Annotated in this window: 12 protein-coding genes; 6 read left to right on the top strand and 6 right to left on the bottom strand. The window is 66.0% G+C overall.

Annotated features, from left to right (window positions below; translation table 11 throughout):
• The first annotated feature begins 63 nt into the window (after window positions 1-63).
• The 5 genes from AC5Y5Z_RS23905 to AC5Y5Z_RS23885 all read left to right on the top strand — a co-directional run bounded on the left by AC5Y5Z_RS23905 (window position 64) and on the right by AC5Y5Z_RS23885 (window position 8,848).
• Window positions 64-3,051 carry an MMPL/RND family transporter gene (locus AC5Y5Z_RS23905; protein WP_499927915.1) on the top strand — a complete coding sequence of 996 codons (2,988 nt, stop codon included), beginning with the start codon at window positions 64-66 and terminating at the stop codon, window positions 3,049-3,051.
• Between the two features lie 52 nt (window positions 3,052-3,103).
• The gene (gene pe / locus AC5Y5Z_RS23900; protein ID WP_463824943.1) at window positions 3,104-4,204 is read left to right on the top strand and encodes an acyltransferase PE; all 1,101 of its coding nucleotides are present in this window, start codon (window positions 3,104-3,106) and stop codon (window positions 4,202-4,204) included.
• A gap of 25 nt (window positions 4,205-4,229) precedes the next feature.
• Window positions 4,230-5,276 (top strand): NAD(P)H-dependent amine dehydrogenase family protein, encoded by a 1,047-nt coding sequence (locus AC5Y5Z_RS23895; protein ID WP_463824830.1) that lies wholly within the window; start codon window positions 4,230-4,232, stop codon window positions 5,274-5,276.
• Window positions 5,277-5,525: 249 nt separating this feature from the next.
• Window positions 5,526-5,945 carry an MmpS family transport accessory protein gene (locus AC5Y5Z_RS23890; protein ID WP_499927928.1) on the top strand — a complete coding sequence of 140 codons (420 nt, stop codon included), beginning with the start codon at window positions 5,526-5,528 and terminating at the stop codon, window positions 5,943-5,945.
• Entirely contained in the window at window positions 5,942-8,848 is a 2,907-nt protein-coding gene (locus AC5Y5Z_RS23885; RefSeq protein WP_499927912.1) for an MMPL/RND family transporter, read from the top strand. Before AC5Y5Z_RS23890 ends, AC5Y5Z_RS23885 begins: the two co-directional genes overlap by 4 nt.
• Before the next feature lie 12 nt (window positions 8,849-8,860).
• On the opposite strand, the gene AC5Y5Z_RS23880 is transcribed toward AC5Y5Z_RS23885, so the two are convergent.
• Window positions 8,861-10,198 (bottom strand): adenylate/guanylate cyclase domain-containing protein, encoded by a 1,338-nt coding sequence (locus tag AC5Y5Z_RS23880; protein WP_499927910.1) that lies wholly within the window; start codon window positions 10,196-10,198, stop codon window positions 8,861-8,863.
• A 6-nt stretch (window positions 10,199-10,204) separates the two neighbouring features.
• Here AC5Y5Z_RS23880 and AC5Y5Z_RS23875 point away from each other — a divergent pair, with 6 nt between their 5' ends.
• Window positions 10,205-10,327 (top strand): hypothetical protein, encoded by a 123-nt coding sequence (locus AC5Y5Z_RS23875; RefSeq protein ID WP_499927908.1) that lies wholly within the window; start codon window positions 10,205-10,207, stop codon window positions 10,325-10,327.
• Window positions 10,328-10,338: 11 nt separating this feature from the next.
• Here AC5Y5Z_RS23875 and AC5Y5Z_RS23870 read toward each other — a convergent pair whose 3' ends face one another.
• From AC5Y5Z_RS23870 to nadD, 5 genes are read right to left on the bottom strand one after another with little or no spacing between them, the layout of a single operon-like run.
• On the bottom strand, window positions 10,339-11,169 hold the full coding sequence (locus AC5Y5Z_RS23870) for a DegV family protein (RefSeq protein ID WP_499927906.1): 831 nt from the start codon (window positions 11,167-11,169) through the stop codon (window positions 10,339-10,341).
• Window positions 11,170-11,218: 49 nt separating this feature from the next.
• Window positions 11,219-11,983 (bottom strand): diglucosylglycerate octanoyltransferase, encoded by a 765-nt coding sequence (octT, locus tag AC5Y5Z_RS23865; protein ID WP_499927904.1) that lies wholly within the window; start codon window positions 11,981-11,983, stop codon window positions 11,219-11,221.
• Complete coding sequence (gpgP, locus tag AC5Y5Z_RS23860) at window positions 11,973-12,644, bottom strand: glucosyl-3-phosphoglycerate phosphatase (RefSeq protein ID WP_463824834.1); 672 nt, start codon at window positions 12,642-12,644, stop codon at window positions 11,973-11,975. The genes octT and gpgP overlap by 11 nt, the downstream gene beginning before the upstream one ends.
• Complete coding sequence (gene rsfS, locus AC5Y5Z_RS23855; protein ID WP_463824835.1) at window positions 12,641-13,021, bottom strand: ribosome silencing factor; 381 nt, start codon at window positions 13,019-13,021, stop codon at window positions 12,641-12,643. Before rsfS ends, gpgP begins: the two co-directional genes overlap by 4 nt.
• Window positions 13,018-13,683 (bottom strand): nicotinate-nucleotide adenylyltransferase, encoded by a 666-nt coding sequence (gene nadD, locus AC5Y5Z_RS23850; protein ID WP_463824836.1) that lies wholly within the window; start codon window positions 13,681-13,683, stop codon window positions 13,018-13,020. The genes rsfS and nadD overlap by 4 nt, the downstream gene beginning before the upstream one ends.
• Window positions 13,684-13,723 lie beyond the last annotated feature (40 nt).

Raw genomic sequence — 13,723 nt, 5'->3', positions numbered from 1 at the left:
AATGGCAAGTGGGACAACGAGTGTCGCTGGGGGGCGCACGCTGGGACCGGAGGTGGGGACGCAGTGCGACGGCTAGCCGATGTAGTGGTGCGCTGGCCCTGGCTGGTGATCGGGCTGTGGGTTGCGATCGCCGTCGCCCTGCCGCTGACGATGCCGTCGCTCAACGAGATGTCCCAGAAACATCCGCTGTCCATCCTGCCCAGCGACGCGCCGTCGGCCGTCACCGCCCGCAAGATGACCGAAGCGTTTCACGAGTCCAGCTCGGAGAATTTACTGCTGGTGGTCCTGACCAACGACCGCGGGCTGGGACCGGCCGACGAAGCCGTCTACCGCAAGCTGGTGGCGGATTTGCGCGGCGACGCCAGAGATGTCGTGATGGTGCAGGACTTCATCGGCACCCCGCCGCTGCGGCCGGTCTTGACCAGCAAAGACAACAAGTCGTGGGTGCTGCCGGTCGGACTGGCCGGCGAGCTGGGCACACCCCGGTCCTACGCCGCGTTCGGACGCGTCTCCAACGTCGTCAAACACAACGTCGCCGGAACGCCGCTGACCGCCAACCTGACCGGGCCGGCAGCCACCGTCGCCGATCTCACCGCCGCCGGCGACCACGACAGACTGCCGATCGAGATCGCCATCGGGGTCCTGGTGCTCGCCGTCCTGCTACTCGTCTACCGCAACCCGGTCACCATGTTGCTGCCGTTGACGGCGATCGGGATGTCGCTGCTCGTCGCGCAATGCCTGGTGGCCGGGTTCTCCCAGCTGACCGGGTTCGGCGTGTCGAACCAGTCCATCGTGTTTCTGAGCGCGATGATCGCCGGCGCCGGCACGGACTACGCCGTCTTCCTGATCAGCCGATATCACGACTATCTAAGGGACGGCGCCGATTTCGACGACGCGGTGCGCCGGGCCTTGATCTCCATCGGGAAAGTGATCGCCGCGTCCGCCGCCACGGTGGGCGTCACCTTCCTCGGCATCAGTTTCGCCCGGATGGGGGTGTTCTCGACGGTCGGTGCGTCCTCAGCGATCGGGATCGGCGTGGCGTTTCTGGCCGCGGTGACCTTATTGCCGGCCATTCTGGTGATCGCCGGACCACGTGGCTGGGTCCGGCCCCGGCGCGATCTCACCGCCCGGTTCTGGCGGCGGTCGGGAATCCGCATCGTGCGCCGTCCGACCGCCCATCTGGTGGGCAGCGTCCTGGTGCTGATCGCGCTGGCGAGCTGCGCAGCCCTGGTGCGCTACAACTACGACGACCGCAAGGTGGTGCCGGCGTCGGCCCCGAGTTCGATCGGGTACGCCGCGCTGGAACGCCACTTCCCGGTGAACCAGTCCGTCCCCGAATACATCCTGATCCAGTCGCCGCACGACTTGCGCACCCCGAAGGCGCTCGCCGACTTGGAACAGATGGCGGACCGGGTCAGTCAGTTGCCCGACATCGCCAGGGTCAGCGGCATCACCCGGCCCACCGGCGTGGTGCCGCAGGAGTTCCGCGCCACCTACCAGGCGGGTGCCGTCGGTGCCCGACTCGGCGGCGCGTCCGACGTGATCAACGACCACAACGACGACCTGAGCAAGTTGGTCAGCGGCGCCAATACGCTGGCCGCCAACCTCGGCGACGTGCGCGGCCAGGTCAGCCAGATGGTGGCCAGCATGCAGGGTCTGACAGATGCGTTCGCCTCCATGAAAACGCAGTACGGCGGCGAGAAGCTGGTGCGGGAGGTAGTGACCGCGGCCAAGCTGGTCAACAGCATCAACGCCCTGGGCAACTCGATGGGAGTGAACTTCAGCGCCGTCCGGGACATGTTCGCCTGGATCGGGCCGGTATTGGCGGCATTGCAGAACAACCCGGTCTGCGACGCCGACCTCTCCTGTAGTGACACCCGCGTCCAGTTCCAACGACTGGTCGGGGCACGTGGGGACGGCAGCCTCGACCAGATCAACGAGCTGGCCGGACAGCTGCAGACGTTCCAGGACCGGCAGACCCTGAACGCTTCGGTGGACCGGCTGCGCGCCGTCCTCACCGGCTTCACCCGAGCGATGCACTCATTGGGACTGGACCAGCCCGGCGGCCTGCAGTCGGGCCTGACCAATCTGCAACAGGGCGCCGACCGGTTCGCCGGGGGTAGCCGCCAGCTGGCCGACGGCGTGGAACAACTGGTCGACCAGGTCCGACAGCTGGGTGACGGGCTCGGGGAGGCGTCGGCGTTCCTGTTGGCGATGAAGAACGAAGCAGCCGATCCGTCGATGGCGGGATTCAACATTCCGGCCCAGCTGCTGCATCTGGAGGAGTTCAAGAAGGCCGCCAAGATGTTCATCTCGCCCGACGGTCGCTCGGTGCGCTACCTGGTGCAGACCAAACTCAATCCGTTCGGCGCCGAGGCGATGGACCAGGTCAACGCGATCACCGACGCAGCGCGAAGCGCCCAGCCGAACACCGCCCTGGCGGACGCTTCGATATCGATGGCCGGATATCCCGTCACCTTGCGCGACACCCGCAACTACTACGAGCGCGACATCCGCTACATCATCGTGGTCACCATCCTCGTCGTGCTGCTGACCCTGATGGCGTTGCTGCGCGCGGTGGTCGCGCCGCTGTATCTGGTCGGTTCGGTGATCATCTCCTACCTGTCGGCGGTGGGCATCGGCGTTGTGGTGTTCCAATTTCTGCTCGGTCAGCACTTGCACTGGAGCGTTCCGCCGTTGGCATTCGTGGTGCTGGTCGCGGTGGGGGCCGACTACAACATGCTGTTCGTCTCCCGGATGCGCGACGAGTCGCCGCACGGCATGCGCTACGGCGTGATCCGCACCTTGACCTCGACCGGCGGCGTGATCACCGCGGCCGGTCTCATCTTCGCCGCGTCGATGTTCGGTCTGCTGTTCTCCAGCATCGGCACGGTGATCCAGGCCGGATTCGTGATCGGTGTCGGGATCCTGCTGGACACCTTCCTGGTGCGCACCGTGACGGTGCCCGCCATCGCTACCCTGGTCGGAGCGGCGAGTTGGTGGCCGTCCCGGCTCAGGTCGCGGGAGTCACCGGGCGAGCGGGTCGACTAGGAGCGGGTGTATGCACAACTACGGGACTGAGCCGGACGGGCGGGGTATGCCGATGAAGAAACTGCTCGCAGGGGTCACCGCGCTGGTAACCGTCTGCGCCACAGGATATTTCGGCGTCGGCCTGGCAAATGCCGACGAACCACCGGCCGACCCGCCGACCCCCGGTGGTAACGCCTACGCACTGGGTGGCGCCCACGTGCTGGGCATCCCGTACGACGAGTACATCCGTCGCGAAGGCGACGAATGGTTCCCGGGTCTGCGACGCCAGATCGTCAATTACCCTGCCGGTCAGGTACAGGGCCACGTACTGGGCCGGATCTTCCCGGGCATCGGCCAATTGGACGAGTCCTTTCCCGGCCTTGGTGCGGACGGTCCGAGTGTCGGCGAGTCGGTGGTGGTCGGTGAGGACAATCTCTACTCGGCGATCCGCGCCGGCGGCCCGGGCACCGCGATCGGACTGTCCGAGGGTTCACTTGTCCTCAACGCCGTGCAGGCCCGGCTCGCCAACGATCCGACTGCTCCCCCGCCGGACCAGTTGACGTTTGCCACTTTCGGCGACCCGGTCGCGCGGCACGCCTTCGGGCAGAGTTTCCTGACCGCGATGTTCCCGGTCGGGTCGGTGGTACCCGCGTTGGACTACACCATCCCGCCGCCGGTGGAAAGCCAATACGACACAAGCGTTTTCGTCTCCGCCTACGACTCGATCGCCGACTTCCCGGACCGGCCGGACAACTTGCTGGCCCTGGCCAACACGCTGGTGGGCCTGGCCACCGGGCACACCGCGGTCGCCTTCACCAACCCCAGCATGGTGCCGCCGCAGAACATCCGCACCACGGTCAACTCCCGGGGCGCCAAGACAACGACATACCTGATCCCCGAGCGGCATCTGCCGCTGATCCTGCCACTGGGCTACCTCGGGGTGCCGGACGAACTGCTCAGCCAGATGGACGCCGAACTGACCCCGATGGTCAACGCCGCGTATTCGCGCAACGACGATCCGCTGACCGCTCCGATCCAGGTGGACCCGGTGCGTGGGTTCGACCCCGCGGCCGTCACCGCCCCGGCCACCCAGGCCACCTTCGGTGGCGGCGCGGATCCGATGTCGCAGATACTCTCCGGGGCGCTGGCCGTGTTGGGTCAGGGCCACCACTGAGCAGGCGCGTGCAAAGGAGAACCCGATGACTGACCGTCCCCTGCGCGTGATCCAGTGGACGACCGGCAACATCGGGCGGCGTTCGTTGCACGCCATCATCGGCAGGCCCGACCTGGAACTGGTCGGGGTCTACGCGCACGGCGCCGACAAAGTCGGTGTCGATGCCGCCGATCTGTCGGGCTGGCCGAAACCCACCGGCATCCAGGCCACCAACGACATCGACGCGCTGCTCGCGCTGGGTGCCGACGCCTGTTGCTATAACCCGTTGTGGCCCAACATCGATGAGTTGGAGCGGCTACTGGAGTCGGGGGTGAACGTGTGCTCCAGCGCGGCGTGGATCACCGGTGGCAAACAGACACCGCAGGACCGCGAGCGCATTCTGCAGGCCTGCCAGCGCGGCAACTCGACGATCTTCGGTAGCGGCGCGCACCCGGGCATGACGAACATGGTCGCGATGGTGCTCAGCGGGTCCTGCGAGCGCGTGGACGAGATTCGCATCACCGAGTCGGTGGACTGTTCGACCTACGAGTCGGCCGGAACCCAGACCGCGATGGGCTTCTCGCAACTCCCCGACACGCCGGGATTGGCCGAGAGCGTGCGGCGGGAAAGCGAAGTGTTCGCCGAATCCGCCGCGATGATGGCCGACGCGATCGGCGCGCGGCTGGACCGGATGACCTTCGACGTCACGTTCACCGCCGCGACCGGCGACAGCGATCTGGGTTTCATGACCATCCCCGCCGGGACCGTCGCCGGCGTACACGGCTACCACCGGGGCTGGGAGGGCGAGCGCAACGTGGTCAGCGTCGGGTTCAACTGGACCATGGGCGACCACGTGGTTCCGCCCAAGCCTCTGGAGCACGGGCACGTCATTCAGGTGTTCGGGTTGCCCAACATGCGTACGGTGCTGCACTGTCTGCCGCCACGGGACTGGAAAGAACCCGGGTTCATGGGCCTGGGCATGATCTACACCGCGCTGCCGGTCACCAATGCGGTACCGGCGGTGGTGGCCGCCAGACCGGGCATCGTCACACTCGCCGATCTGCCACCCATCACCGGCCGGTTCGCACGCTAGGGTCACTGCCGGGTTGGTTGTCGCCGTCGCGCCCCGGCTGTGCCGTTAAACACGTCGCGGCCACCCCGAGGAACGCTCGCGTGCACTAAGGGTTAGCATACTTAGCCGAGCAAAGATTCTCCTCGGCAATGTCCGGCGGGTGGGAAGCAAGCTCTTCGATCAGATGTTGCATCGTGCGATCGGCGTGCGGAAGGCGGTGGCTGGGCGGTGGCGTTGAAGACTGGTTCGCTCGGAGGTACCGCTGCCCGCCTGCTCAAACGAGCGTGGATCCCGTTGGTCCTGGTGGTGGTGCTCGCCGTCGCGAGCCTGGCCGTGTCGCGGCTTCACAAGATATTCGGCTCCCAGGATCTCAATGCCAACGCCGGCGCCGGGATCGAGATCGTGCAGTTCAACCCCAAGGTCGTCACGTACGACATCTATGGCTCGCCCGGCGCTACCGCCAACATCAACTATTGGGACGCCGACGCCAACACCCACCAGGTCAATGCCGCGACGTTGCCGTGGTCGTTCACCATCTCGACGACGCTGCCCTCGGTGAGTGCCAACATCATGGCCCAGTCCGACGGCAGCCAGATCGGCTGCCGTATCACCGTGGACGGAATCGTCAAGGAGCAGAAGAACTCCGACGGCGTCAACCCGCAGACCTTCTGCCTGGTGAAGTCCGCATGAGCAACCTCGAAGACACCCGGGGTGCGGCGACCGGCCCGATCAACGTGCAGGACCGCGCCGACACCACCGCGCCCGCTGCCCGCCCGCACCGCCCCGCCATCCCGCACGCCATCCGCCTCTTCGCGATCCCGATCATCCTGGCCTGGGTGTTCGTCACGGTGCTGGTGAACGTCGTCGTCCCGTCACTGGAAGTCGTCGGCGAGCAGCATTCCGCCCCGATGACCCCGCTGGACGCGCCGTCGATGAAAGCGATGATGCGCCTGGGCCACAACTTCAAGGAGTTCGACTCCAACAGCACCGTGATGATCGTGCTGGAGAGCCAGGGACCGCTGGGCGACGAGGCGCACCGCTACTACGACAACCTGATTCGTCAGCTTCGCGAGCAGCCCAAACACGTTCAGCACATCCAGGACTTCTGGGGCGACCGGCTGACCGCGGCCGGCGCCCAGAGCGCCGACGCCAAGGGCGCCTACGTGATGTTGAATCTGGGTGGCAATCAAGGCACCACCGAAGCCAACGAATCGGTGGAAGCGGTACGCAAGGTCATCGACAAAAACGCGGTGCCGGCCGGGCTGAAGGTCTACGTCACCGGCCCGGCTGCGCTCAGCGACGACATGCATGTGATAGGCAACGCCAGTCTGGCCAAGATCACCCTGTTCACGCTGGGCGCGATCGCCATCATGCTGCTACTGGTCTACCGATCCATCGTCACCACGCTGATCCAGTTGTTCATGACGTTCGTCGCACTGGCTTCTGCGCGCGGCGTCGTCGCGGTATTGGCCTACCACAACGCATTCGGGCTCACCACGTTCGCTGCGAACATCCTCACCATGCTCGCGATCGCCGCCGGTACCGACTACGGAATCTTCCTGGTCGGGCGATATCAGGAAGCGCTGCGCGCCGGTGAGGACCGGGAAACCGCCTACTACACGACATTTCGCGGCGTGGCCCCCGTGGTGCTGGGCTCGGGTTTGACGATCGCGGGCGCCACCTACTGCCTGAGTTTCGCGCGGCTCCCCTGGTTCAACACCATGGGTGCACCGGTGGCGATCGGGATGCTGGTGGTGGTGCTGGCCGGCGTCACATTGGGTCCCGCGGTGGTCTTCGTGGGCAGCAAGCTGCACCTGTTCGAGTCCAAGCGGGCAGCTAAGCAGGGACGCATGTGGCGACGGGTCGGCACCGCGGTGGTGCGTTGGCCCGCACCGGTTCTCGCGGTCAGCACCGCGGTCGTCCTGATCGGCATGGTTGCGTTGCCGAGCTTCAAGACCAGTTACAACGACCGTTTCTATCTGCCGACCGCCGCCCCGTCCAACCAAGGCCAGGAGGCCGCGAACCGGCACTTCTCCGAGGCGCGGATGAACCCGGACATGTTGATGGTCGAGGCCGACCACGACATGCGCAACCCGGCCGACATGCTGGTGCTGGACCGAGTCGCCAAGAACGTGATGCGCACCGTGGGCATCGCGATGGTGCAGGACATCACCAGACCGCTGGGCATCCCAATCCAGCACAGCTCCATACCTTTTCAGAACAGCATGCAGAGCCAGACCACGATGCAGAACATGGCCTTCCTGCAGGACCGAATGGCTGACATCACCAAGATGGCCGACCAGATGCAGTTCATGATCGAAACGATGCAGCGCATGTACAAGGTGACGCAGGATCTCTCCAGTGCCGCCGACGACAGCGCCAAGACCACGGCCGAAACCGCCGAGATCACCAACCGACTGCGCGACCACATCGCCGACTTCGACGACTTCTGGCGTCCGATCCGCAGTTACTTCTACTGGGAGAAGCACTGCTTCGACATCCCGATCTGTTGGTCGTTGCGGTCACTGTTCGAGTCGCTGGACGGATTCGACCAGCTCGCAGGACAATTCGACGAACTGACCAAGGACATTCAGCGGACCGCCGCGGCCACCCACCAGATGCTGGTGTTGATCCCGCCGATGATCACCACCATGAAGACGACGAAAGCGTTGACACTGACAATGCAGGCCACGTTCAAGGCCATGCTCGATCAGATGAAGTCGCTGAGCGACACCGCGATTGTGATGGGGCAGAGTTTCGACACTGCCAAAAACGACGACATGTTCTACCTGCCGCCGGAAGCGTTCGACAACCCGGACTTCCAGACCGGCCTCCGGATGTTCCTGTCGCCGGACGGAAAGTCGGCACGCTTCTTCATCACCCACCAGGGTGATCCGATGTCGCCCGAAGGCATTGCCCGGGTGGATGCGGAGCGCACGGCCGCGCAGGAAGGCCTCAAACAGTCCTCGCTGTCGAATGCGCTGGTATATCTCGGTGGTACCGCCGCCACCTTCAAGGACATGCATGACGGCGCCAAGTACGACCTGATGATCGCCGTGGTGTCGGCCCTGACGCTGATCTTCATGATCATGCTGCTGCTCACCCGCAGTGTGGTTGCGTCGATGGTCATCGTCGGAACCGCGGCCAGTTCCATCGCGGCGTCCTTCGGGTTGTCGGTGCTGATCTGGCAGGACCTGTTCGGCATCCGGATCCACTGGATCGTAATGGCGTTGTCGGTGATCATCCTGTTGGCCGTCGGGTCGGACTACAACCTGTTGCTGGTCTCCCGGTTCAAAGAGGAGATCCACGCCGGGCTGAAAACCGGGATCATCCGGTCGATGGCCGGCACCGGCGGAGTGGTGACGGCGGCCGGACTGGTGTTCGCGTTCACCATGGCTTCCATGCTGGGCAGTGACCTGCGAGTGCTCGGCCAGTTCGGGTCCACCGTCTGTATCGGTCTGCTGCTGGACACTCTGATCGTGCGCACCTTGCTGATGCCGTCGATCGCCACGCTGCTCGGGCGCTGGTTCTGGTGGCCGCAAGTGGTGCATCCGCGCGGCGACAACGCCCGACGCACCTTCGCCCGGACGTGACCTCGCAGCCGGTCAGGTTGTGCTGACCCGGTAGACCTCGATCTGTTCCGGAACGCCCTTGAGTTGTTGCGGCCCAAGGCTTTTGAAGCGTAGACCGGAGCCGGCGGACAGGTCGCGCACCGTGCGACTCGCGAGCACGTCGCCGGCGCCGGCCAGCGCGCCGACGCGTGCGCCGATGTGGACTGCCAAACCGCTCCACTCCTCGCCTCGGCGCTCACATTCGCCGGTGTGCAGGCCGGCACGGATCGGGATGCCTTGGGCGGCAAGGGCCGGCACCAGCTGCAACGCGCAACGAGCCGCTTTCGTCGGCCCATCGAACAGAGCGAATACGCCGTCGCCGGTGTGCTTGGCGCGAGTACCGCCAAAGCGGGCCAGCGAACTGTCGACCACGCTGTCGTGGCTGTCGAGCCGCTGGCGCCACCTGGAATCTCCCATGGCACTGAGCTTTTCGGTCGAACTCACGATGTCGGTGAACAGCACGGTCTTGAGCACGCGTTCGTCGACCGGGGCACCGGACTCCCCGGTGAAGAAGTCAAGCACCCGCTGGCAGTAGACGTCGATGATGTCGAACGGGGTGTGGGGGCCGGGCGGCAAGCGATGAAACTGAGCGTTCGGAATGGCGGCCGCCAACGCCGCCGCGGATTCGACCGGCACCAGTTGATCACCCGGACGTGCGAGAACCAGGGTGGGAACGCGGACTGCAGGCAGTACGGAACGAACATCTGACTCCATGAACGCCTGCCACCACAGCTTCGCCATCGAGGGACTCGAAATCGATCGCTGCAGCTTGCCGAACAGCTCACGCACGCCGGGGACCTCGGCCGCTTCACCGTAAAAGAGCTCCACCAATGCTCCTCGGCCCCAGTCGTGTTCGATCACGGTGAGCTGTGACCGCATCTCGGCGGGGGTGAAACCCCACGGGAAATCAGGCAGATCCTGCAAGAAACGTGCGGCAGTGCCGTACAGGCCCAGCAAGCTGACGCGATCGGGATGGGACGCGGCAAACAGGACGCTTACCGATCCACCTTCACTGGTACCCATGAGTGCGGCCCGATCGAGTCCGACCGCGTCGAGGATCGCCAGCAGATCTTCGACGCGTTCGTCCAGGGACAGCAGGTGCGTCGCAGGATCGGAGAGACCGGTGCCACGCCGGTCCCACACGACGCACCGGACCCGTTCGGCGAAGCGTTCGATGCTGCGCGCGTACGGACTGCCCGGTTCGTCGATCACGTCGACATTGCTGACCACCCACCCCGGTACCCAGACGACCGTCGGTCCGGAGTCGCCGAAGACCCGGTACGCGAGGTGTACGTCGCCGTTGCGCGCATAGTGGACCCGGTCGTCACTCACCCAGCTATGGTGACACGGCCACCGCGCCCCCGACCCCGCTACACCCGGACGGTGATCACCGCCAATCCACCCATCGGCTTCTGGAACAACGACGCGACGGGTACCACGGTCTTCGACCGGCGAATCTGATGCGCCGAAAACTATTCGGCCAGTTGGAGACACACCGCAATCGCTCCGTCGCCGACGTGCAGCGCAAGCACCGGACCCAACGGCGTGACGATCGCCGGTTCACACTTCGGTAGCCGTTCGGCCAGCGCCGCCGCCAGGTCCTGCGCGCCCGCCGGGTTGGCGACATGGTGCACCGCGAGCGCAGCCGGGTGCTCCCCCACCAATTCACACACCTGATCGACCAGCGCCGTGAGAGCGCCCCGGGTAGTCCGGATCCGTTGTGCCAGAACCAGATTTCCATCGTCGATGTGCAACAGTGGCTTGAGCGACAGGGCGGTGCCCAACCACGCCTTGGCACCGCCGATCCGGCCGCTGCGGCGCAGATTGTCCAGCCGGTGCACCACCATATAGGCGTGCGTCCGCGACACCCCGGACGCTGCGGCAGCGGCGACGGCAGCCAGATCCTCGCCCGCCGCAGCGGCGCGCGCGGCGGCCAGCGCCAGGAATCCGGTGCCCATTGCCGTCGATTTGGAATCGATCACCCGTACCGCCGGTCCGAGGTCGGTGGCGACGAGTTCGGCGGCCCGGTAGGTTCCGGACAGTCCCGACGAAATATGCACTGCCACAACGCCGTCACCGCCGCTGTCGGCCAGCGCCTGTTCGTAGGCGCCCCCGAGCTCGGCAGGAGTCGCTGCCGCGGTGGTGGCGTTGCGCTTGTGGATGTCGGCGGGGATGTCGTCCACGCCGTCACGCAGGTCCGCGTCATCGAGCAGGATGTGCAGCGGGACCTCCCGGATACCCCACGTGTCGCGCAGATCGACCGGAATCCGCGACGAGCTGTCAGTGACCACGACGACGGTCACCGGCGCCGCTCCTTCCCATCGCTACGCTCTGCATCGTCACCGGCGCGGCTCACGGTCGGTGGGATTTCTCGCTCGGTGCGCCAGTCTTCTGCACGGCTTCGGCCAGCGCCTTGAGCATCAGTTCGGCGACCGCCTGATGCGCTTCGAAGTTCCAGTGAATGCCGTCGGGATTTCCTCGCCCGCTCATGATCTCATCCGCGACAGCGGCTTTGAGGTCCACCAACGGAACATCATGCTGTTGGGCCCATTCGGTGATCGCTGCGACGGTTCCCGCGCGCCCGTGGTGCGCCTTGCCGTATGTCTCGGCCATGTGCACCGACGGCAGCGACGCCACAATCGGAATGCCAGGCCGGTTGAAATCGATTGCACCGCGGGTTTTTTCCAGGTAATAGGCGGTCAACCGGGGAGGAAGGGCGGGCCTGGCCACCGGCGAAAACCGTGGCTGGAGCCAGCCGTATCCGTCGCGGACCCAGCGCCGCAACCGGGGCGGGCGCACGTACCGGATCAACTCACGCAACGCGGTCGGCCACACCGACGGCAGTGAGTCCATCCCACTGGTAGCGAAGATCACCGCGCCGGCCCGGGGCAGCGCAGCCCAGGAGCGGGGGTCCTGAGTCGCTGCCCACCACACGTCACGACAGGTCCACCCGATGCGCCCGATCAAGTCGACATCCCAACCCAGTTCAGCGGCAACGATATTGGGCCAGATGCGCGGATCGTCTGCTGGCAGGCCACCGGTGGGCCCGTAGTAGGACAGCGAGTCGGCGAAGATCAACAGGGTCGGTTTACCGACCGGTCGGTATTCAGAGGACATCGTTGGACACCTGCGCCGAGGCGTTCCACACGTCCAACCGCCACCCGATCTCGTCGAAGCCGGCGCCACCCTCGGAATGCCCGGACAGTTGCACCCAACTGCAGTTGCCCATGCCACCCAGGATCGGCCAGTTGGCGACCGGCAACTTCAACAGCGCCGCCGACAGCGCGGCGATCAGGCCGCCGTGCGCGACCAGGACCACGGGGCGCTCCGGGGCGCCCGCATCCCCCCACTCGGGCGCGCCGGCGACCAACTCCGCGACCAGCGGCACACTGCGGGCGGCGACGTCGACTCTGCTCTCCCCGCCGTGCGGTGCCCAGCGGGCGTCTTCGCGCCACGCCAGCCGGGCCCCCGGAACGTCGGCGTCAATCTGGCTGTGCGTCATACCCTGCCACTCGCCGAGGTGGGTCTCACGCAGTCGCGCGTCCACCCGCACCGGCAGTCCGGTCTGCTCCCCCAGGCTGGTCGCGGTGTCATAGGCGCGGCGCAAGTCCGACGACACGATCAGCAGCGGCTGCAATTTGCCCAGCACCTCTGCCGCCGCAACCGCCTGAGCGCGGCCCAGCTCACTCAGGTCCGTGTCGAGCTGACCCTGCATGCGGCTGCCCAGGTTGTAGTCGGTCTGCCCGTGTCGGAGCATCACCAACCGGCGCGCGGTCATGGCGCGTCCACCTCCGGGTCGGACAGGTCCACCGGAACCACGGGGCAGTCTGCCCATAGCCGGTCCAGCGCATAGAAGTTGCGGTCGTCCTGGTGCTGGATGTGCACGACGATGTCGCGGTAGTCCAGCAGGGTCCAGCGGCCTTCCCGCGCCCCCTCGCGGCGGGCCGGTTTGTGACCGGCCTGGCGCATCTTCTCTTCCACTTCGTCGACGATTGCATTGACCTGGCGCTCGTTGGACGCCGAAGCGATCACGAAGCAGTCGGTGATGACCAGCTGGCCGGAGACATCGATGACCAGCACGTCGTCGGCGAGCTTGGCGGCCGCAGCGTGGGCGGCCACCGTGGCCATGTCGATCGCTTCCTGATTTGCGCTCATGTGCTTTTACCGGCGGCCAGGCTGCGGGCGGCCGGGTCCTCGCTTTCCTCGGGTGCCCGGTAGAGATGCCGCTTGGAGACGTACTGCACGACGCCGTCGGGCATCAGGTACCACAGCGGCCGGCGCTGCGCGGCGCGCTCCCGGCAGTCGGTCGACGAGATGGCCAGCGCAGGAACGGTGATCAGCGTCAGCGCATCCTCCGGCAGATCGCTCAGCACGCCGGTGATGTGGTCCTGGCTCAGCTCGTAGCCCGGCCGGCTGACCCCGATGAACCGCGCCAGCTCGAACAGTTCCTCCCAGCGTTGCCAGGACAGGATCGAGGCCAGCGCGTCGGCTCCGGTGATGAAGTACAGCTCGGCATCGGGGTTCAGGGTGCGCAGTTCCCGCAGCGTGTCCTTGGTGTAGGTGGGACCGCCGCGGTCGATGTCGACGCGGCTCACCGAGAAGCGGGGGTTGGATGCGGTGGCGATCACCGTCATCAGATACCGGTCCTCAGCGGCGGACACATTGCGGGATTTCTGCCACGGCTGGCCGCTGGGCACGAACACCACTTCGTCGAGCGCGAACGCATGGGCCACCTCGCTGGCAGCGACCAGGTGGCCGTAATGAATGGGATCGAACGTCCCACCCATCACTCCCAGCCTGCGCAGCCGCGTTTGCATGGTGTGCCAGCTTACTGGAGCAGCGGTCACGGTATTCTCT

The sequence above is a fragment of the Mycobacterium sp. NGS29 genome, assembly GCF_059812965.1.
Note: the sequence above shows the minus strand (reverse complement) of the source record. Positions and strands in the feature narration are given on the sequence as shown.

Excerpts from the sequence above, each read along its gene's own strand:
- pe (WP_463824943.1), top strand. The coding sequence starts at position 3,104 with ATGAAGAAACTGCTCGCAGGGGTCACCGCGCTGGTAACCGTCTGCGCC.
- AC5Y5Z_RS23895 (WP_463824830.1), top strand. The coding sequence starts at position 4,230 with ATGACTGACCGTCCCCTGCGCGTGATCCAGTGGACGACCGGCAACATC.
- AC5Y5Z_RS23885 (WP_499927912.1), top strand. The coding sequence starts at position 5,942 with ATGAGCAACCTCGAAGACACCCGGGGTGCGGCGACCGGCCCGATCAAC.
- AC5Y5Z_RS23875 (WP_499927908.1), top strand. The coding sequence starts at position 10,205 with ATGGTGACACGGCCACCGCGCCCCCGACCCCGCTACACCCGGACGGTG.
- octT (WP_499927904.1), bottom strand. The coding sequence starts at position 11,983 with ATGTCCTCTGAATACCGACCGGTCGGTAAACCGACCCTGTTGATCTTC.
- gpgP (WP_463824834.1), bottom strand. The coding sequence starts at position 12,644 with ATGACCGCGCGCCGGTTGGTGATGCTCCGACACGGGCAGACCGACTAC.
- rsfS (WP_463824835.1), bottom strand. The coding sequence starts at position 13,021 with ATGAGCGCAAATCAGGAAGCGATCGACATGGCCACGGTGGCCGCCCAC.
- nadD (WP_463824836.1), bottom strand. The coding sequence starts at position 13,683 with ATGCAAACGCGGCTGCGCAGGCTGGGAGTGATGGGTGGGACGTTCGAT.